The 19,516-nt window shown below is 64.9% G+C and carries 21 protein-coding genes and 1 pseudogene; 11 read left to right on the plus strand and 11 right to left on the minus strand.

Annotated features, from left to right (window positions below):
- Positions 1-110: 110 nt before the first annotated feature.
- Positions 111-662 (minus strand): annotated as a pseudogene (locus ACNQQL_RS33410) (IS630 family transposase); the annotation flags it as partial.
- Positions 663-1,198: 536 nt separating this feature from the next.
- On the opposite strand from ACNQQL_RS33410, the gene ACNQQL_RS33415 reads away from it, so the two are divergent.
- The 4 genes from ACNQQL_RS33415 (at position 1,199) to ACNQQL_RS33430 (ending at position 5,460) form a co-directional block, all read left to right on the plus strand.
- A complete protein-coding gene (locus tag ACNQQL_RS33415; protein ID WP_347068643.1) occupies positions 1,199-1,585 on the plus strand; it encodes an ectoine synthase in 387 nt (128 codons plus the stop codon).
- 107 nt (positions 1,586-1,692) lie between these two features.
- Entirely contained in the window at positions 1,693-2,913 is a 1,221-nt protein-coding gene (locus ACNQQL_RS33420; RefSeq protein WP_347068645.1) for an MFS transporter, read from the plus strand.
- A complete protein-coding gene (locus ACNQQL_RS33425) occupies positions 2,903-4,426 on the plus strand; it encodes a class I adenylate-forming enzyme family protein (RefSeq protein ID WP_347068647.1) in 1,524 nt (507 codons plus the stop codon). The genes ACNQQL_RS33420 and ACNQQL_RS33425 overlap by 11 nt, the downstream gene beginning before the upstream one ends.
- Positions 4,321-5,460, plus strand: coding sequence for a class I SAM-dependent methyltransferase (locus tag ACNQQL_RS33430; RefSeq protein WP_347068649.1), 1,140 nt, complete (start codon positions 4,321-4,323; stop codon positions 5,458-5,460). The genes ACNQQL_RS33425 and ACNQQL_RS33430 overlap by 106 nt, the downstream gene beginning before the upstream one ends.
- Positions 5,461-5,501: 41 nt before the next feature.
- Here ACNQQL_RS33430 and ACNQQL_RS33435 read toward each other — a convergent pair whose 3' ends face one another.
- A complete protein-coding gene (locus tag ACNQQL_RS33435; protein ID WP_347068651.1) occupies positions 5,502-5,639 on the minus strand; it encodes a hypothetical protein in 138 nt (45 codons plus the stop codon).
- On the opposite strand from ACNQQL_RS33435, the gene ACNQQL_RS33440 reads away from it, so the two are divergent.
- The 4 genes from ACNQQL_RS33440 to ACNQQL_RS33455 all read left to right on the plus strand — a co-directional run bounded on the left by ACNQQL_RS33440 (position 5,625) and on the right by ACNQQL_RS33455 (position 8,463).
- Positions 5,625-6,692: an acyl-CoA dehydrogenase gene (locus tag ACNQQL_RS33440; RefSeq protein ID WP_256260598.1), complete on the plus strand. Its 1,068-nt coding sequence runs from the start codon at positions 5,625-5,627 to the stop codon at positions 6,690-6,692. The genes ACNQQL_RS33435 and ACNQQL_RS33440 overlap by 15 nt on opposite strands.
- A gap of 29 nt (positions 6,693-6,721) precedes the next feature.
- Complete coding sequence (locus ACNQQL_RS33445) at positions 6,722-7,249, plus strand: RidA family protein (protein WP_347068653.1); 528 nt, start codon at positions 6,722-6,724, stop codon at positions 7,247-7,249.
- A 241-nt stretch (positions 7,250-7,490) separates the two neighbouring features.
- The gene (locus tag ACNQQL_RS33450; RefSeq protein ID WP_347068655.1) at positions 7,491-8,108 is read left to right on the plus strand and encodes a LysE family translocator; all 618 of its coding nucleotides are present in this window, start codon (positions 7,491-7,493) and stop codon (positions 8,106-8,108) included.
- A gap of 106 nt (positions 8,109-8,214) precedes the next feature.
- Complete coding sequence (locus ACNQQL_RS33455) at positions 8,215-8,463, plus strand: hypothetical protein (RefSeq protein WP_347068657.1); 249 nt, start codon at positions 8,215-8,217, stop codon at positions 8,461-8,463.
- Positions 8,464-8,520: 57 nt separating this feature from the next.
- Here the strand turns inward: ACNQQL_RS33455 and ACNQQL_RS33460 are convergent, their stop codons facing one another.
- From ACNQQL_RS33460 to pobA, 7 genes are all read right to left on the minus strand, one after another.
- A complete protein-coding gene (locus ACNQQL_RS33460) occupies positions 8,521-9,879 on the minus strand; it encodes an MFS transporter (RefSeq protein WP_347068659.1) in 1,359 nt (452 codons plus the stop codon).
- Positions 9,880-10,132: 253 nt separating this feature from the next.
- Positions 10,133-10,519 (minus strand): 4-carboxymuconolactone decarboxylase, encoded by a 387-nt coding sequence (pcaC, locus tag ACNQQL_RS33465; RefSeq protein ID WP_046548861.1) that lies wholly within the window; start codon positions 10,517-10,519, stop codon positions 10,133-10,135.
- A gap of 10 nt (positions 10,520-10,529) precedes the next feature.
- The gene (gene pcaD, locus ACNQQL_RS33470) at positions 10,530-11,315 is read right to left on the minus strand and encodes a 3-oxoadipate enol-lactonase (protein ID WP_072445101.1); all 786 of its coding nucleotides are present in this window, start codon (positions 11,313-11,315) and stop codon (positions 10,530-10,532) included.
- Positions 11,315-12,688: a 3-carboxy-cis,cis-muconate cycloisomerase gene (locus ACNQQL_RS33475; protein WP_347068662.1), complete on the minus strand. Its 1,374-nt coding sequence runs from the start codon at positions 12,686-12,688 to the stop codon at positions 11,315-11,317. The genes pcaD and ACNQQL_RS33475 overlap by 1 nt, the downstream gene beginning before the upstream one ends.
- A gap of 88 nt (positions 12,689-12,776) precedes the next feature.
- Positions 12,777-13,433, minus strand: a complete 657-nt coding sequence (locus tag ACNQQL_RS33480) for a CoA transferase subunit B (RefSeq protein ID WP_047903702.1) — start codon at positions 13,431-13,433, stop codon at positions 12,777-12,779.
- Positions 13,434-13,446: 13 nt separating this feature from the next.
- Complete coding sequence (locus ACNQQL_RS33485; protein WP_034181459.1) at positions 13,447-14,163, minus strand: 3-oxoacid CoA-transferase subunit A; 717 nt, start codon at positions 14,161-14,163, stop codon at positions 13,447-13,449.
- Positions 14,164-14,305: 142 nt separating this feature from the next.
- Complete coding sequence (gene pobA / locus ACNQQL_RS33490; RefSeq protein WP_347068665.1) at positions 14,306-15,538, minus strand: 4-hydroxybenzoate 3-monooxygenase; 1,233 nt, start codon at positions 15,536-15,538, stop codon at positions 14,306-14,308.
- Positions 15,539-15,654: 116 nt separating this feature from the next.
- On the opposite strand from pobA, the gene ACNQQL_RS33495 reads away from it, so the two are divergent.
- The 3 genes from ACNQQL_RS33495 (at position 15,655) to ACNQQL_RS33505 (ending at position 18,112) form a co-directional block, all read left to right on the plus strand.
- Positions 15,655-16,581, plus strand: a complete 927-nt coding sequence (locus ACNQQL_RS33495; RefSeq protein ID WP_034181461.1) for a LysR family transcriptional regulator — start codon at positions 15,655-15,657, stop codon at positions 16,579-16,581.
- A 98-nt stretch (positions 16,582-16,679) separates the two neighbouring features.
- Positions 16,680-17,309: a GTP cyclohydrolase I FolE gene (gene folE, locus ACNQQL_RS33500; protein WP_034181462.1), complete on the plus strand. Its 630-nt coding sequence runs from the start codon at positions 16,680-16,682 to the stop codon at positions 17,307-17,309.
- A complete protein-coding gene (locus tag ACNQQL_RS33505) occupies positions 17,309-18,112 on the plus strand; it encodes an SDR family oxidoreductase (RefSeq protein WP_347068667.1) in 804 nt (267 codons plus the stop codon). The genes folE and ACNQQL_RS33505 overlap by 1 nt, the downstream gene beginning before the upstream one ends.
- 36 nt (positions 18,113-18,148) lie before the next feature.
- Here the strand turns inward: ACNQQL_RS33505 and epsC are convergent, their stop codons facing one another.
- Positions 18,149-19,069, minus strand: coding sequence for a serine O-acetyltransferase EpsC (gene epsC, locus ACNQQL_RS33510; protein WP_152855866.1), 921 nt, complete (start codon positions 19,067-19,069; stop codon positions 18,149-18,151).
- Positions 19,070-19,208: 139 nt separating this feature from the next.
- Complete coding sequence (locus ACNQQL_RS33515; protein ID WP_034181465.1) at positions 19,209-19,442, minus strand: hypothetical protein; 234 nt, start codon at positions 19,440-19,442, stop codon at positions 19,209-19,211.
- Between the last annotated feature and the right edge of the window lie 74 nt (positions 19,443-19,516).

Below are 19,516 nucleotides of genomic sequence, written 5' to 3' on the forward strand. Positions count from 1 at the left end.
GCTTGCTGTTTGAACTCCGGGGAAAACGTACGTCGTTGCTTGCTCATCAGACACCTCTTCATGGCGAACATTCTCGCCTAAATCAGTGTCCGGATTCATTAGACCACTACACACTGGCTCTTCTCGTCCACGCACAAGACCAGGGTGTTCTCCGGCGGGCTCAGGTACAGGCCGACCACATCGCGCAATTTCTCGATAAAGAATTGATCGGTCGAGAGCTTGAAGCTTTCGCTGCGATGCGGTTGCAGCCCCAGCAGCTTGAAGTAACGGTGCACACTCGTGGGCGAAATAGCTGTTTCGGCGGCGATCGTACGGACGCTCCAGTGCGTGGAGCCATCCGCGGGTTTGGTGTGCAAGGTCTTGTGAATCAACTGGGCCAGTCGCTCATCGTCAATCGTGCGCGGCTTGCCGGGGCGTACTTCGTCATAGAGTCCGTTGATGCGCTGCTCCAGAAATCGCAGGCGCCATTTGCCCACTGTGGCGCGCCTGATTTGCAGGCGCTGCGCGATCGCACTGTTGGGTTCGCCGTCAGCGGCCGCCAGCACGATACGCGCCCGCGTGACCAACGCAGCCGAAATCGAGCGAGAACGCGCGATCGACATCAGTTGCGAGCGCTCGTCTTCGCTCAGCACCAGTTCCGCCTTCGGTCGTCCCATCGCCATGTTGACGTCTCCCGTTCCGTTGACGTCTACATGCTACGCGAACATAGTTCGGTTAACAACGGAACGGGACACTAGGTCGTCGCGGCGAATTGCGGCACGTCAGATCCGGCCACGCCATTCGATGCCAATCACTGGAGGAACTCCGAGTTGGCCTCGGCCGGCCGTGCCCACACGAGAACGTCTTGGTACGCACCGGAGATCGCTCTGCTTGTTCGCTACGTCGCGATCGCAAGGCAGTGTCGCTGCCAGGAAACACCGCCACGGATTATGTCGGCAAGCCAGGCAACCCACAAAAATGTAGATAAACTACATTGCACCTGTCCAGCCTCACCCCAACACCTCCAAGGCAGATTTACATAATCACTGGAAATTCCCTCATATCCCGCCCTTGACCAGCCACGCCATCAGCGGTTAATGTTGAAAAACTACATGATTTAGCCGGCCATTCTGTTACGGGCACTGGCTTGCTTTTTCGTGGCTTCGCTTCCGCTGAGAGCAGGACAATAATTTCTTACACAAAAGAAAGGAGTGCGAATATGTTCGTCAGGAACCTGAGAGATGTCGAAAAGGATGGGCTGCTTGTCGAATGGGGCTCCGGCACAAGCCATCGCTTGTTGACGGAAAGGGACGGCATGGGCTACGGCGTGTGCCATACGGTGGTGCGCGCGGGTACAGAATCGCTCCTGCAATACCGCAACCATCTCGAAGCCTGCTATTGCATTGCAGGCGAAGGCGAGGTCGAAGACATGAACGGTAACGTCTTTCCGATCCGCCCGGGCACCATCTACGTGCTCGATCGACACGACCAGCATTACCTGCGCGGCGGCAAAGACGGGGATCTGGTGCTTGTCAGCGTCTTCAATCCCCCACTCAAGGGACACGAACGGCATAACCTGGGGTCTGCAGAAGCGTCCGCTTACTGAGGCTCGATACGCTCATTCCAAGAGGCCCCGGGGTACCAGACCTCCCGGCAACGTCCGCAGGAGCGCGCATGCATCGCGTGCTCCGCGCAAAAGAAAGGTGACTGTTCGTGCGCGCCCAGCATCAAGCCTTTTTCCATTCGCTTTTCCTTGCCCGCCTCGCCGACCAGATTCTGTTGTTTCTCGTGCCGCTGGTCATCTTTCAGATGACAGGACGCGTGTCCTGGTCGGGCATCGCGTTTTCGCTCGAAACACTGCCGAGATACCTGTGCTTCCCGTTTCTAGGCGCGCTTTGCGACCGGTATTCGCCCACAAAACTGATGCGAGTCAGTCAGGTTCTCCGCGCGGCAGTATGCGTCGCGGGCGTCGTCGCCTACGACCTCGTCGGCGGCATCGGATGGCTGATCGCGCTGTCCGCGTTGTGCGGCATGCTGACGAGTCAGGGCATCGTTGCGCGCGAGGTGATGCTGCCGCAGATATTCAGCAGCCATCGCTTCGAAAAAGTGTTGTCGTATTCGCAATTGGCCGACCAGCTTGGTCTGGTGCTCGGCCCCATGCTCGCGGCGATCCTGCTGTCGTGGTGGCGCTGGGAATTCGTCGTGGTGGCCGCGGCCGTGCTGTTTGTCACAGCCGACGTCGCGCTCGCCTATTGGCAAAAGGCCAGCGCGTTCGAATTCGTGATGCCGGAAGGGACGCACGGCACCTGGTTCACGCCGATCAAGACGGCCTTGTCTCACGTCATCCGTCTCCCTGGCCTCAAGTCCATCATCATGTTGGCTGCCGCGGAGAACCTCGTGATCGGCGTCACGCTCGCGACATCCGCCGCGATGGTCACCGGCTTTCATCACGAAAGCGGGCGCTATTACGCAGGACTGCAAACGGCAGGCGCGTGCGTGACGATCGCGATTCTGCTGATGACGGCGAGGTTGCATGTCCCGAGGCGCGTCCTCGGCCTCGTCGGCTTCGGTTCGATCTGTATCGGCGGCGTTATCGCGGCAGCCAGCCCGGGAATTGCAGGGTACGTTTTCGGCTTCCTCCTGATCGTCGGATTCGACAAGATGTTCAACGTGTACATCCGGAGCACGCGGCAGAAGATCATCCCCGCGCGCGACTACGGCAAGACGACGGGAGTCGTCATCCTCCTCAACAACATGACACAGCCGCTCGCGGGCGTCGCGGTAGGCGCGTTCTCGACGCGTTTCGGACCAGACACGGTAATCATGGTGCTATCCGTGTGCATGGGTTGCCTCGGGTTGCTGGTCTCGCTCGCGCCCCGCATTCGAAAAGGCCACAGCCCCTCGTCGGCCTCGGTGTCATCACATGAAGGCTGATGCCATGATTGAACGATTCCCGCAATACTTCGAGCGCAGCGCGAGCAGCCGGCGAGACAAAGTCGCGCTGGTGGTCGACGGACGTTCGGCAACCTACGGCGAATTGCTGGACGTGATGTTGACGATAGCCGATACGCTTCACCGTCTCGGCATTCCCGCCGGCGCGCGCGTCGCGATCTATTCGGAGATGTCCGTGCATGCGGTGGCGGCTGCATTCGGCATCCTGAAGGCCGGATGCGTACTGGCATGCATCAGGCACACGATCGACACCGCCGAACTGGAGCAGCAGATCGCGGATTGCGGCGCCAGCGCGCTCGTGGCATCGCGATCGACCTCGCCCCGCATCGCGTCCCGTCATCGCGCGGTCACGATCGACGCGACCCGCGGCGACCTGTCGGAATATGTCGTCTGCTTCGCGGCCGACGGCGCATCCGAAGCGGGCAATCCCTCCATGGATGACGCAGCAACGATCTTCTACACATCCGGCTCGACCGGCGATTCGAAGGGCGTACTCGTCACGCACCGGAACATGATTGCCGCGTTCCGCTCGGTCTCCGGCTATCTCGCCAATAGCGAACGCGACATCGTGCTCAGTTTCTCCCCGGGCTTGAGCTCGGACTACGGCTTTTACAACACGGTCATGCCGCTGCTGTTCGGGGGCCGTGCCGTGGTCGAGACGGCGTTGCCAGCTTCAGCCGCCGCCATCGTCGACATCATCGAGCGATACGGCGTAACCGGCCTGCATGTCTTTCCGCCGGCGCTTTTCCGTCTGTGCGAATCGGGCGATCTGCCTGCCTCGAGACTGCAATCGCTGCGGTATGTCTCGACCAGCGGACAGGCGTTGCCCGACAAGTACATTCGCCTGCTCAGGCGTGCGCTGCCGGCTGTCCTGATCTACTGCAACTACGGTTCGACCGAGTGCAAACGCATCGCCTACCTGCCGCCCGCCGAACTCGATCGACGTATCGGCTCGGTCGGCAAAGCCATTCCGGGCATCAGAACCTACCTCGTCGGCAACGACAATGCGCTCGTGGTCCAGCCCTGGCAGGTCGGTGAACTGGCGGTAGCCGGCGATCTGCTGATGGAGAAATACTGGAGGCGCGAAAGCGATACCGCCCGCGTCATTCGCAAAGGATGTTTCGGTGAATCGCGCGTGTTCATGACCGGTGATCTGTTCGCGATGGACGAGGACGGATTCCTGTTCTTTCAATGCAGGAAGGGCGACCTGTTCACTCGAGACGGCGTGCCGGTGAATCCGCGCGCCGTCGAGCGGCTATTGCTCGACCACGAATCCGTTGCGGAAGCGCTCGTCGTACCGGTTTCTCGGTCAGACGGCGCACGCGTCCCCAAAGCCTATGTCGTTCCGGCTGCGATATCTGCGGCCAACGCAATCGAGCTGCTCGATCATTGTCGCCGCCATCTGGATTCCGCCGCGGTTCCGGCAAGCATCGACTTCCTGCGAGCGCTGCCAAGAACGTTCGGCGGCAAAGTGTCCGCCCAGGGTTTGAACTGATACCACATGCGAAGAGGCCAACCATGACGTCAAGCGGAATCGAGGACGGCGCGGAGCAATACCTGGAAAGCGCGCCGATGATCCGGATGGCAAGTTATTTTCACAGCCTTGCGACGGGCGCGACGCAGGTGCCGAAGCAATCGGTCGCGAGCCGCATCCGCCATTTGCTGCGCGATCCGGACGTGCTTGCGTATCACGACCTGATGGTCGCCGAAGCCGGGCCGCTGTTCACGCATTTTCTTGCCAGCGTGCCAGCCATACTGGAGGAAATGTCGCGCGTCGGCGTCGCGCTCACGCGGTATTCCGAACGTCGCAGGCAGCACGCGGATCAGCACTTCGAGTTTTACGAAGTCGATGCCTTCGACGGCACCAACGGCAGAACGCTGGCAAAACGATCGAACGGCCTGATCCGCACTTTCACGAACTCGCCCAATCCGGCCAACGAAACGGCGTTCAACCAGTTCGCCAATCACGACTTCTCGACGTTCCACCCGCAGGCATTCGCCCACGTCACCCCTCGGCTGTTCCGGGAGCATGCGCGCCTCGACCGCTTCTCCGGCACTTTCGACTACATCTACGAGACTGCCGCATTTCAGTTCTATGGCGTGGATCGCGCGGACCAGATTCGTCATGTCGCGCGTCTGCTCAAGCCGAACGGATTGATCTTCTTCCTCGAGAAGCTCAACTGCGATTCGCTCGACGAGTACGACAAGCGCGAGAGCGTCAAGGACGAACTGCACAAGAGTCATTACTTCAGCCGCGAGGAAATCGACTGGAAGCGCAACCAGATGCTTTCGCAGATGCAAAACGGACAGGTGACGTTCGATACGCTCGTCGCGTCGATCCACGAGCAGTTCGAACATGTCTATCTGCTCTGGAACGGGACGAATTTTCACGAGTTCGTCGCCTCCAACGACGCACGATCGATCGAGGAATTCGTCTCGCTGCTCGGCGAACCCTGCATCGAGCCCGTGTTCTGCTTCGATCACCCCGTACCGCGCAGAGTGGCCGGGCCGCGAGGAGACGCGACGTGATGCAGCTGCATGATGACCTCCTGTCAATGGATACGATCCGGTCATGCGTGGACGGGCTCGAACTCGAGCGCACGCAGATCGGCCGACGCATCGAACAACTGCTCCCACGCTGGCAGGCTCGCGCACAGGCGGCCGATCAGTTCGCGCGCCTGTCGCCCGAGACAATGGCCGAACTGCACGACGCCGGGCTCCTCCACCTGCTGACACCGCGCCGCTACGGCGGATTGCAACAGGACTTCCCGACACTTGTCGAAGCTGCGCGGCTCGCAGCCACCGCGTGCGCGTCCACGGCCTGGATGTTAAGTGTCGTCGGCGGACATGTGACGACTGCGGCGCGCCTGCCCGCCGCCTGTCAGGACATCATCTTCGCGAACGGGCCGCGACAGCTGTTCGCGACGGCCACGGTTCAGAACGGCACGTTCGTCAGGGACGGCAGCGGATTCCGGTTGAACGGCATCTGGCGCTACAGCTCGGGCATCGATCACGCAACCTGGGTGATCGTCTCGGCACGACTCAGCGGGACGGACGCACCGGAGGCCCAGGAGATCTTCAAGGTCGTGGTTCGACGCGAAGACGTCCGTGCGCTCGACACGTGGCACGTGTCCGGCATGCGCGCGACAGGTTCCAGGGATATTGCATTCGACAATCTGTACGTATCGGACGAGTGGATCTTCGCTCGTTCGAACTATTTTGGCCCGCATCCCGCCGGCGCCGACCTGCATCCCGACGCGTATCTGTACGACGTGCCGCTCATCCCGTACAGCACGACGTGGATCATCGGACCGATTCTAGGCTGCGCACAGGGCGCGTACCGGCACTGCATCAATACGCTCCGCAGCCGCGGAAGAAGCTGCGACGCGATGCTTTGCGGGCACATCGCGAAAAGCGACGCGGAGCTCACCTGCGCGGGTCGTCTCTACGACGTGCTGGTCCGCACCTTGCACACGGCCGGCACCGCGCGGCGCGCGGTGTCGCCTGCCGAGACGGTCCGCATCAGGCGTGATCGCGCATTCATCGCGCAGCTTTGCGTCGACGCGATCCGACGACTGATCGGCAGCATGGGCACCGCCGCGGCATTCGACGCCCATCCTGCACAACGTCACTGGCGCGACCTGCAGGTCATGGCATCGCACATCGACGTCGGCTGGGACGCGGCGGCTGTTGCGTATGGCGGCCACGCGATCACGCATTCGACGGGCACCTCCCGCGATTCCCCGCCGGTGTATCAATGAATACCATAGCGCCGGACGACGAAACGGAGATGATCGACATGAACCGGGACGCGATATTCCGCGGAATTGCCGATGCGCTGGGACTCGCCGTAGACGACGACTTTGGTGCGGCCGGGCGGTACGCTCCGCTCATGCGCTGTGACAACCAGATCTTCGTCAGTGGACAAATTCCGAAGCTTAACGGCGAAATCACCATTCGCGGTTTGATCGGATCGGAAGTGTCGGTGGACAATGGTCGGCGCGGCGCGATGATCTGTGCCGCACGCTGCATCGCGCTATTACAACGGTCACTCGGCACCCTCGATCGGGTCCGGGCAGTTCCGCGCATCGGCGTCTACATGCAAAGCGACCCCGCATTCGAAGAGCACAGTGCCGTCGCCGATGGCGCATCGGAGGTGGTGTATTCCGTGTTCGGCGAAGCGGGCGTACACGCCAGAACGTCACTCAGCGCATTCCGGCTGCCTCGATACGCTGCGGTCGAAGTGGATCTGGTTGCATTCGTCTGGCAGGATTCCGCTGAAGGCGGCCTCACGGCGAGGGGTAAGGCGCAGACGTAAAATTCCAAAAAATTGCGCGGGTTAAAGCGGATTATTCCAAGGCGCTTTCATCATCAATTCAAAGACAACTTATTGAGACCGCGGACATCTTTTCTGAGAGACAACAACACCACCTCCCACCATCGCCAGCCCTCCCCCTCCCCCGTACCGGCAATCGTCAAACCAACTGTACCGGTACTGTACCGCAAACCGTCGCTAAACTGACCTCCATCCCAGTCTCGAACCGAATGGAGAATCCGCGATGGAATTCCTCACCCTGAGCGCGCTGCCCGCCGGCATGCTGTTCGCGCTCGTCACGTCGATCACGCCCGGCCCGAACAACACGATGCTGCTCGCATCCGGCGTGAATTTCGGTTTCCGCCGCACGATGCCGCACCTGTTCGGCATCAGTATCGGCGTCGCGATCCTGATGCTCTGCGTCGGCTTCGGCCTCGGCGAAGCGTTCAGGCGCCTGCCGCTGCTGTACACGATCCTCGAAGCCGCAAGCGTCGCGTACCTGCTCTATCTCGCCTGGCGCATCGGCACGTCGGGCGAAGTGAAGGCGCACGGCGCCAAGCCGCGACCGATGACGTTCATCGAAGCCGCCGCGTTCCAGTGGGTCAACCCGAAAGCCTGGATGATGGTGCTGACCGCCGCGACGACGGTCCGTCTGTCCGCCGACTACGGCATGAACGCCGCGTGGATGGCCGTCGTGTTCATCCTGATCGGCTTTCCGTGCATCAGCCTGTGGGCCGCGTTCGGCCTCGGCCTGCGCCGCTTCCTGTCGAACCGCCGCGCGTTGCGCGTCTTCAACGTGACGATGGCCGTGCTGCTGATCCTGTCGCTGTATCCGCTCATCGCGCACCTGCTGCCGCAGTGAGCGCTCACAGCGCGCCCGTTGAGATTCATGTGATGCAGGCGTACCCTTTCGGTACGGGCGCGCGCAGCCGCTTCGCGGTTGCGCCGCTGCTGTCGGGAGAAAGCCGATGAAGCCAATGCTGAGGACGGGCGAGCACATCGAGGGGATGCACTGGGTCGCCGAGTATCGCCCGCTCACGCACGACATCCGCGTGCTGCGCGAGAATATCGAAGTCGGCACTTACTGCGCGCCGCCCACGCTGTTCGGCGAAGAGGAAGAGATGGGCGCCGCGAACCTCGCCGATCATCGCGGCCGGGAGGCCGCGCTGCGCGCGTATCTGCGCAACTTCGTCAAGGAACACGACGCGGAGGAATAGCGGCGCGAAGGGCGCCGCTCACAGAGGGCCGGCGCATCGCACCGGCCCGCGCTTCGCTCAATGCCCGAGCGACTCGATCTTGCCTGCCGGCTGCACGACGCCATGCGGCCGCGCCATCTGCTTGATCAGCAACGCGATGCACGCGAGCACGCCCGCGACGGCGATCGTCGCGAACACGCCCGCGAACGTGAAGTGCCGGCGCGTCAGTTCGGCGACGAGGAACGACCCGGCAATCCCGCCGAAGCGGCCGACGCCGAGCATCCACGCAACACCCGTGCCGCGCCCCTCGGTCGGATAGAACGCGGCGGCAAGCGCCGGCATCGACGATTGCGCGGTGTTCATCAGCACGCCGGCCACGAACACGACCAGCACGAGCAGCCCGACGTTGCCGGCCGCCTGCCCGATCGCATACACGCTCACCGCCGTCAGCGCATAGCACACGGCGATCACGCGGTTCGCGTTGAAGCGGTCCATCAGCACGCCGCACAGCACGGCGCCCACGCCGCCGAGCGGGAACAGCGCCGAGATCAGCGTCGCGCTCTTCGGCGTCAGGCCGGCATCCTTCAGCAGGATCGGCATCCAGTTGATCGACGCGTAGAAGATCACGAGGCCCATGAAGTACGCGATCCACAGCATCACGGAGCCGACGATGTAGGAGCGCGACAGCACGACGCCGAGCCCCTTGCCGCCCGTCTGCGGCGCGGCTTCGGTCATCGCGAACGAGCCGGCATTCAGCGCGTCGCGCGAGATGCGCGCGAGCGTTGCACGGATCTTGTCGACAGCGTGGCCGCTCGCGACCATGAAGCGCACCGATTCCGGCATCTTCAGCAGCAACAGCACGCCGAGCAGCAGCGGCGTCACGCCGCCGAGCATCAGCACGCTGCGCCAGCCGAAATGCGGAATCATCCACGCGGCCAGGAAACCGCCGAACGCGGCACCGAGCGGGAAGCCGCAGAACATCAGGTTGATCACGGTCGCGCGGCGCTTGTCCGGACAGAATTCGCCCATCATCGTGACCGCGTTCGGCATCGCCGCGCCGAGCCCGACGCCGGTGATGAAGCGCAGGATCGTCAGGTGTCCGATGGTCGTCGAGAACGCGGACACGAAACACGCAACGCCGAACAGGAATACCGAGCCGAGCAGCAGCGAGCGGCGCCCGAGCCGGTCGGACAGCGGGCCCGACACGAGCGCGCCGCACGCGAGGCCGAACAGCGCGGCGCTCAGCACGGGCGCGAGATCGGGCTTGGTCAGGTTCCATTCGCCGAGCAGCGACGGCGCAATGAAGCCGATCGCGGCCGTATCGAAGCCGTCGAGCAGCACGATCACGAAACACATGAGGAACACGAGCCACTGAAAGCCGCCGAACGGCTGCTCGTTGATGAAGGTCTGGACATCGACCGTGGTTGCGCGATTCATCGCGAGTCTCCTGTGTCGACCGGAGTTGGCGCTTCAGCGCTTACTCCGGTCCCATATATGTATGAGCAATACGGCATGGCAGCCGCGCCCTTCCTTTGTTCGCCCACCGGCCATCCGGTGCGCCGCGCGCCGATACTCTGCCGGCGCGTTCATCGATCCCGTCGTCGACGGCCCGCTTGGGACAGCGGGCCACACGATCGGTTGCGGTCGCCCTCAGCCGACCACTCCTGACCGGCCGTCTTACGCGGCCGTCCTAGGCGGCCCCGTCCTGTTCCTTGAAAATCTTGTCCGCGAGATGGAACGCGGAATTCGCGGCCGGCACGCCGCAATAGATCGCGGTCTGCAGCAGCACTTCCTTGATCTCGTCGCGCGTCACGCCGTTGTTGCGCGCGGCGCGCAGATGCAGCGCCAGTTCCTCGCCGCGGTTCAGCGCCACCATCATCGCGATGGTCAGCAGGCTGCGCGTATGGCGCGGCAGGCCGTCGCGCGTCCAGATCTCGCCCCATGCATAGCGCGTGATCAGGTTCTGGAATTCGTCGGTCACCTCGGTGCGGTTCTCGAGCGAACGGTCGACGTGCGCATCGCCGAGCACCGCGCGGCGCACCTTCATCCCTGCTTCGTAACGTTCCTGGTCGTCCATCGCCGGTGCCTCACGCAGTCAGGAAATCGAGCAGCGCGCGGTTGAAGCCGCCGGTGCACTCGATGTTCGAAATGTGCGCGGCGTCGAATTCGACGTGAAGCGCACCGGGAATCGCGGCAGCCAGCGCTCGGCCCTGGTCGGGCGGCGTCGACATGTCCTTCGCGCCGGTCACGACGAGCACCGGCAGCGCGATGCCTTTCACCTCTTCACGAAGGTCGGCCGCGTTCAGCGCGTCGCAGTTCGCCGCGTAGCCGTCCTTGTCGGTATGCACGAAGGTGTCGCGGATCGCGTCGAACAGGCGCGGCTCGCGTTCGACGAACGCGTCGGTGAACCAGCGCGGCAGCACGGCGTCGGCAAGCGCAGCCATGCCTTCGGCGCGCGCCTTCTGCGCACGCGGCGCCCACACTTCCGGCGAGCCGATCTTCGCGGCGGTGTTCGACAGCACCGCACGAACGATACGCGACGGGTAGCGCGCGGCCAGCGCGGCGCCCGTCAGCCCGCCCATCGAGATCCCGCAGAAATGCGCGCGCGCGATGCCGACGTGGTCGAGCAGGCCGATCACGTCGCCCGCGAGCTGGTCGATCGTGTACGAACCGGCCGGCGCGTCGGAATGGCCGTGGCCGCGCGTGTCGTAGCGCAGAATGTTGAAATGCTGCGTGAGCGGACGGATCTGCGGCGCCCACATCTGCAGGTCGGCGCCGAGCGAGTTCGAGAAGACGAGCCACGGCGCGTCGTCACGCGCGGCACGGTCGATCCGGTAATGCAGTTTCACGCCGTTGACAGTGGCGAAAGGCATCAATGTTCTCCTGGTTGGGTCGTACCCGCATGCAGCGCGAGCACGGCGTCGACATAGGCCTGCGCCTCGCCGACGTAATGTGCGGGATCGAGCAGCCGCGCGAGCGCGTCGCGCGACAGGTGGGCGGACACGGTTGCATCGGCGGCGAGCACGTCGAACAGCGTCGCGCCGGTGCGCACGGCTTCCTTCGACGCATGCTCGACGACGTGATGCGCATCGAGCCGGCCGATCCGGTCGCCAAGCGCGAGCATCACGGCTTCGCCGAGGATCAGCCCGTGCGTCAGGTCGAGGTTCGCGGCAAGGCGTTCGGTATTGACGTCGAGGCTCGCGACGATCTGCGCGATCTGCGCGAGCGCGCCGCCCGTCAGCCGCGCGAGGTCGGGCAGCGCATCCCATTCGGCCTGCCAGCCGCCGAGCGCGCGCTCGTGCTCCTGGACCATCCCCGCGAACACGGTCGCGACGAGGTTCGGCGCGCGTACGGCGGCGGTCAGCACGGCCGCGCAGCCGACCGGGTTGCGCTTGTGCGGCATCGTCGACGAGCCGCCCTTGCCGGCGGCGGCCGGCTCGCCGAGTTCGCCGACTTCGGTCTGCATCTGCAGCGACACGTCGCGCGCGATCTTGCCGAGCGTACCCGTCAGCATCCCGAAGCATGATGCGGCTTCCGCGATGCGGTCGCGCTGTGTATGCCACGGCACGGCCGGCACGGCGAGCTTCAGGTCGGCCGCGAGTGCGGCCGTGACGCCACGCGCGTGCTCGCGCAGGCTCGCGAGCGTACCGGCCGCGCCGCCGAATTGCAGCACCAGCACGCGCTCGCGCAATTCGGCGAAGCGCGCGCGATGGCGCAGCAGCGCATCGAGCCATTGGGCGAATTTCAGGCCGAGCGTGATCGGCAGCGCCTGCTGCAGCCAGGTGCGGCCGATCATCGGCGTCGCGCGATGCGTGCGTGCGAGCGCCGCGAGCGATGCGCACGCCTGGTCGAGCATCGGCTCGAGCACGTCGAGCGTGTCGCGCAGCTGCAGCACGGTGGCGGTATCGATGATGTCCTGGCTCGTCGCGCCCCAGTGCACGAATTTCGCGGCCTCGGGGTCGTCGGCCTTCACTTGCGCGGTGAGCTGCTTGACGAGCGGAATCGCGAGATTGCCGCCAAGCGCCGCGCCGTGCGCGAGCGCGTCGGCGTCGAGCCGGCTTGCGTCGCACGCCCGTTCGATCGGCGCGACCGCGGCGGCGGGAATCACCTGCTGCGCGGCGAGCGCGCGCGCGAGCGCGGCCTCGACGTCGAGCATCCGCTGGATCGTCGCGCGCGGCGACCAGATCCGGTTGAGCGGCTCGGTGCCGCAGATGAGGGAGGTCAGGCGGGCGCTGTCTTCGAGCATGGCATCAGATTGGGGAAACGGCGTGCGCCTATTGTCCACCCAAGCGCGCCGGCGTGCGCTCGATCGCGCGCGCCGGCACGCCTGCGGTTCAGGCAGCGGCCTTTTGCGTCGCGTCGATCAGCGGCACGCCGGTCAGCTTCTGCAGTTCGTCGAACGACAGGTCGGTGAAGATCTCGCTCACCGCGAGGCCGTCGGCCGTCACGTCGAGCACGGCGAGATCCGTATAGATACGGCTCACGCATTGCACGCCGGTGACCGGATACGAGCACTGCGCGACGATCTTGCTCTCGCCCTGCTTCGTCAGGTGCTCCATCATCACGAACACCTGCTTCGCGCCGATCGCGAGGTCCATCGCGCCGCCGACGGCAGGAATCGCATCGGGTGCGCCCGTATGCCAGTTCGCGAGATCGCCGTTCGCGGACACCTGGAACGCGCCGAGCACGCAGTAGTCGAGGTGGCCGCCGCGCATCATCGCGAACGAATCGGCGTGGTGAAAATACGCGCCGCCGGTGAGCAGCGTCACGTGCTGCTTGCCGGCGTTGATCAGTTCGTCGTCTTCTGCGCCGGGCGCGGGCGCGGGGCCCATGCCGAGCAGGCCGTTCTCGCTGTGCAGGAAGATTTCCTTGCTCGGGTCGAGGTGGTTCGCCACCAGCGTCGGGACGCCGATGCCGAGGTTCACGTACGCGCCTTCGGGGATGTCCTGCGCGACGCGCTTGGCCATTTCATCGCGGGTCAGTCGTTTCATCTGGATATCTCCCTCAAGCGGCTTGCGATGCAGCGTGTTCGGCGGCCAGCTCGGCCGCATGGGCGGCCTGCGGCACCTCGACGATGCGCTGTACGAAAATGCCCGGCGTCACGATGTGTTCCGGGTTCAGCGCGCCGAGCGGCACGACTTCCGACACCTGCACGATCGCGACCTTCGCGGCGCTGGCCATGATCGGCCCGAAGTTGCGCGCGGTCTTGCGATACACGAGATTGCCCCAGCGATCGCCCTTGTACGCCTTCACGAGCGCGAAATCGGCGTGGATCGGCGTCTCGAACACATACGGCTTGCCGTCGATCACGCGCGTTTCCTTGCCTTCCGCGAGCTTGGTGCCATAACCCGTCGGCGTGAAGAAGCCGCCGATGCCGGCGCCCGCCGCGCGGATGCGCTCAGCGAGGTTGCCCTGCGGCACGAGCTCCAGCTCGATCTCGCCCGCGCGGTACAGCGCGTCGAACACCTGCGAGTCGCTCTGGCGCGGGAACGAGCAGATGATCTTGCGCACCTGTTTCGCCTTGAGCAGCGCCGCCAGACCCGTCTCGCCGTTGCCCGCGTTGTTGTTGACGATCGTCAGGTCGCGCGCGCCCTGTTCGATCAGCGCGTCGATCAGCTCGGACGGCATGCCGGCCGTGCCGAAGCCGCCGATCATGATTGTCGCGCCATCGTGGATGTCGGCAACCGCCGACTGAAGCGATTCGAAAATCTTGTTGACCATGTCTCTTCCTGATACGAACCCGCGGCACGATGCGCGGCCTGTCGAGGGGGCACGCGCGTGCCGCGTGCCGCGCCGGGCCGATTTCGACCCGGGCATTTGTTCGCCAATCGAACCTAGATTCGATTGGCGAACGATGGGCCGATCATAGAGTCGCGCACAGCGCGTTGTCAAGGCGGGTTGCCTCGGGGGTCCCTGCATCGTCGAACGGCAGCCCGACGTAGTTTTCGGCGAGCGACTGCGCGGCGGCCCGCGAGCGCGTCACGTATTTCAGCTCGGCAAACTTCAGGCGATTGACGAACGGCGAATCCTCCGGCGACGAATGCAGCATGTTCGTCATGAAGTACGAGAAGTGCTCGGCGCGCCACACGCGCTCGAGGCAGGTCGCCGAATACGTGTCGAGCGGCGTCGCATCGCCCGTCCGGTAGCGCGCGCCGAGCGCGCGGGACAGCGCGCGGACGTCGGCGACCGCAAGGTTCATCCCCTTCGCGCCGGTCGGCGGCACGATGTGCGCGGCGTCGCCGGCAAGGAACAGCCGGCCGTGCTGCATCGTCTCCGACACGAAGCTGCGCATCGGCGTCACGCTTTTCTGCGTGATCCGGCCCTCGGTCGGCGTCCAGCCCGTGTCGTTCGAGAAGCGCGTGTGCAGTTCGTCCCAGATCCGCGCGTCGGACCATTCGGCGAGGTCCTCGTCGGGCTTGCACTGCAGGTACAGGCGCGTGACGGTCGGCGAGCGCATCGAGAACAGCGCGAAGCCGTTGTCGTGATGCGCGTACACCAGTTCGTCGAGCGACGGCGCCGCGTCGGCGAGGATGCCGAGCCATGCGAACGGGTAGACGCGCTCGAACGTGTTCAGCCGCTCGGCCGGGATCGTCTGGCGCGCGATGCCGTGGAAGCCGTCGCAGCCGGCGATGTAGTCGCAGTCGATGCGGTCCGCGCGGCCGTCCGCGTGCTTGAACGTGACGAACGGGTGCTCGCCTTCGACGTCGTGCAGCGCGACGTCGCTGACTTCGAAGTGCATCGGGTGGCCGTGCTCGACACCGGCCGCGATCAGGTCGCGCACGACTTCATGCTGGCTGTAGACGGTGATCGCGCGGCCGCCGGTCAGCTCGGACAGGTCGATGCGGTGGCGCTGCCCGGAGAACAGCAGCTCGATCCCGTGATGTTCGAGCCCTTCGCGGCGCATCCGGTCGCCAAGGCCGGCTTCATTCAGCGTATCGACCGTGCCCTGCTCCAGCACGCCGGCACGGATGCGGTTCTCGCAGTATTCGCGCGAACGCGCTTCGACGAGGACGGAATCGACGCCTTGCAGGCGCAGCAGATGGGAAAGCAGAAGGCCGGACGGACCGGCGCCGATGATCGCGACTTGGGTGCGCATTGTTCGTCTCCTGAACATTGGTTCGAGTAATGGAACACATTTGAGCGCTTTCCCGACTATGCGGCAACGCGATTCAGGAGATATGTTGTATACGTTTTGAAGATATTGGCCCGATGATGGATTCGCTCGATCTGAACCTCATTCCCTACCTCGTCGCGCTCGACGACACGCGCAACGTCAGCCGCGCCGGCGACCTGCTCGGCGTGAGCCAGCCACGCGTGAGCACGGCGCTCGGCCGGCTGCGCGAGTATTTCGGCGATCCGCTGTTCGTGCGCACGTCGCGCGGGATGGAGCCGACGCCGCGCGCGCTCGCGCTGCTGCCGGCCGCACGCGACGCGCTCGCGCAGATCGAGCGCGGCCTCGTCGCGCCGCACGACTTCGATCCGGCCGCGAGCACGCATACGTTCTCGATCGCGCTGTCGGACGTCGGCGAGATCGTGTTCCTGCCGAAGCTGCTGCAGGCGTTCGCGACGCGCGCGCCGCACGCGAACCTGCGTTCGGTCTCGCTCGCGCACGACGAAGTCGGACGCGGCCTCGAAGCCGGGTCGATCGATCTCGCGGTCGGCTACTTCCCCGATCTGGACGGCAACAACTTCTTCCAGCAACGGTTGTTCACGCACCGGTTCGTCTGCCTGATGCGCCGAGGCCATCCGCTCGAACAGACGCCGCCGTTCACGGTCGAGCAGTTCCTCGCGTGCGGGCATGCGGTGGTGCGCGCCGAAGGGCGCAGCCAGGAAGTGCTCGAGAAATACCTGGCGAAGCAGCGCATGCAGCGCCGCGCGGTGCTCGAGACGCCGCACTTCATGAGCCTGCCGTTCATCCTGAGCCGCACCGATCTGATCGCGACGGTGCCGCATGCGATCGGCTATGCGTACGCAGCCGAGCATGCGTTCATCGTGCCCGTCGAGCCGCCGCTCGCGTTGCCGCGCTTCGACCTGAAGCAGCACTGGCATCGCAAGTACCACAACGATCCGCGCACCGCGTGGCTGCGCGGCGTGGTCGCGTCGCTGTTCAACGACGAGCAGGACGAATGGCCGAAGTGAGCGCCAGGGCCTGTTCGAGCTAGCACGCACGACCCGCGAAAGCATGAAACAATTGCCGGATATCGGCCGCCGCAGGCGGCCTTCGATGGAGTCACTACATGGGTAAAAAATCCGCACGGCCCGAGCAGGCCGCATCCCGGCCGAGCCGCGAAGAAGCAGAGGCCGCCGTCCGCGTGCTGTTGCGCTGGGCCGGCGACGATCCCGCACGCGAAGGCCTGGTCGACACGCCCGCGCGCGTCGTGCGCGCGTACGAGCAGTTCTTCGCCGGCTATGCGGTGGAGCCGCGCGACATCCTCGCGCGCACGTTCAGCGAAGTCGACGGCTACGACGAGATGATCGTGCTGAAGGACATCCGCTTCGAGAGCTACTGCGAGCACCACATGGTGCCGATCATCGGCCGCGCGCACGTCGCGTATCTGCCGAACCATCGCGTGGTCGGCATCTCGAAGCTCGCGCGCCTCGTCGACGCGTTCGCGAAGCGCCTGCAGATCCAGGAAAAGATGACCGTGCAGATCGCCGATACGCTGTTCGACGTGCTGCAGCCGAAGGGCGTCGGCGTGATCCTCGAAGCCGCGCACCAGTGCATCTCGACGCGCGGCGTGCACAAGCCGGGCGTCGAGATGGTCACGTCGCGCATGCTCGGTTCGTTCCGCACCGATCCGTCGACGCGGCGCGAATTCCTGTCGATCGTTGCCAATCCTTCTTCAGTCAACCTGACGAATACGTAATGGAGTCGACGAAGCAAACGGCGCATGCGCCCGTCGTGCTCGTGACCGGCGCCGCGCGCCGGGCCGGGCGCGCGTTCGCCGAGTATTTCGCCGCGCACGGCTATCGCACCGCGGTGCACTACGACCGTTCGGCCGATGCCGCACGCGCGGCGGCCCGCGCGATCGCCGAGCGCGGGCACGATTCGATCGCGCTGCAGGCCGACCTGTCGGATGCCGCGCAGATCACTTCGCTGATCGACCAGGTGTATGCGCGCTTCGGGCGCCTCGACGTGCTCGTCAACAACGCGTCGGTGTTCTGGCAGGACCATTTCCCGAGCTTCGATCTCGCGGCGTTCGACCAGGCATGGGCCGTCAACTGCCGCGCGCCGATCCTGCTCACGCGCGCGTTCTATGAACGGGCGCGTGCCGCCGGCACGCAGGGTGTCGTCGTGAATGTGGTCGACCAGAAGATCAAGGAAAACTTTCACCGCGACCATTTCAGCTACACGGTCGCAAAGGCCGCGCTCGGCAACCTCACGCAGATGCTCGCGCTGTCATGCGCGCCCGTGCTGCGCGTGAACGCGGTATTCCCGGGGCTGATGCTGCCGAGCGACGACCAGACGCAGGCCGACTTCGAACACGCGAGCCGCGCATCGACGCCGCTCGCGCGCATCGCGGGCCCCGACGACGTCGCGAGCGCGATCCTGCTGCTAACGGGCAACGCCTACAACGGCGTGGATTTCGTGGTGGATGCGGGGCAGAACCTGATCCGCGTCGACCAGGACGTGCTGTACAAGCACCGCTCGCCCGCCGGCAAGCGCTGATGCACGCGCAGCGGCGGCCGGCGGCCGCGCGCCGCGTTACGGCTTCTCGGCGCTGCCGCCTTCGCGGGCCCTGGTCTGCGCGACGCTCGTGCCGGGCGGCACGCTGTGCGTGAGCCACACGTTGCCGCCGATCACCGAGCCGCGCCCGATCGTCACACGGCCGAGAATCGTCGCACCCGCATAGATCACCACGTCGTCCTCGACGATCGGGTGCCGTGCGTTGCCCTTGACCAGCGCACCTTCGCCATCGGCAGGGAAGCTCTTCGCGCCGAGCGTGACGGCCTGGTACAGGCGCACGCGCTCGCCGATGATCGCCGTCTCGCCGATCACGACGCCGGTGCCGTGGTCGATGAAGAAGCTCGGGCCGATCCGTGCACCGGGGTGGATGTCGATGCCGGTGGCCGAGTGGGCGATTTCATTGATGAAGCGCGCGAGCAGCGGCACGCCGAGCTGGTGCAGCGCGTGCGCGAGCCGGTGGTGCATCATCGCCAGCACGCCCGGATAGCACAGCAGGATCTCGGTGATGTGCTGCGCGGCCGGATCGCCTGCGTACGCGGCCTGGATGTCGCTGACGAGCAGCGCGCGGACCGCCGGCAACTGCCGGCCGAACTCGCGCGCGATCTCGAACGCGCGCTCGTCGAGTTCCGCGAACGGCGTGTCCGCATGCTCGGGCAGGAACGGCAGCGCGCGGCGAATCTGCTCGCACAGCACGCGCAGCGTGCTTTCGAGCGTGTGGCCGACGTAGTAGTCGACGCTTTCGTCGGTGAGATCCGGCGCGCCGTAATGCGTCGGAAACATCGACGCGCGCAGGCCGGTCACAATCTTGCAGATCGCATCGCGGGACGGCAGTTCGCGGATGCCGCGCGGATGGCGCGTGCGATGGAGTTCCTCGCGCGACTCGCGCAAGCCGGCTACGATTTCTTCGAGGCCCCACTGGCGGACGGGTGATGTCGACATATGCAAATGCAGGCGGCCGCGCTCGGTCGCACGGCCGCTAATAAAGTGACGGGTTCCGCAAGATTACCGCGTTTTTTGTCCGGGAGCGGCACACCGGGGGATCGGCCGGACGGCCGACGATGCAGGAAACGCGATGGCGTCAGATCACGATGCTGCTCGCGTCGATCCAGCGCACGGCCCAGTCGCGTGCGTGCGCGATCGCGGCGCCTTCGTCGTTGAACTGGAGCTCGGTCGGGAAAAAACGGTTCGCAACCAACTCCCCGTCGCTCGATCGGGAGATCACGACGTAGGGCTTGAACGAACCGTCACTGGCGCGCGCGGGCGCGCAATTCAACAGATAACCGCGGTGCGTGAAGGCAGTAGTCGCTTGCATGAATCCGCCACCTCTAGTCCCTTGTTTGTTGTTCACTACCCGTCTTTAAGGGTGCTGCGGCGCCCCGGCGCGGG

This window comes from Burkholderia sp. LFS061, assembly GCF_047978125.1.
GTDB classification, from domain to species: domain Bacteria; phylum Pseudomonadota; class Gammaproteobacteria; order Burkholderiales; family Burkholderiaceae; genus Burkholderia; species Burkholderia pyrrocinia_C.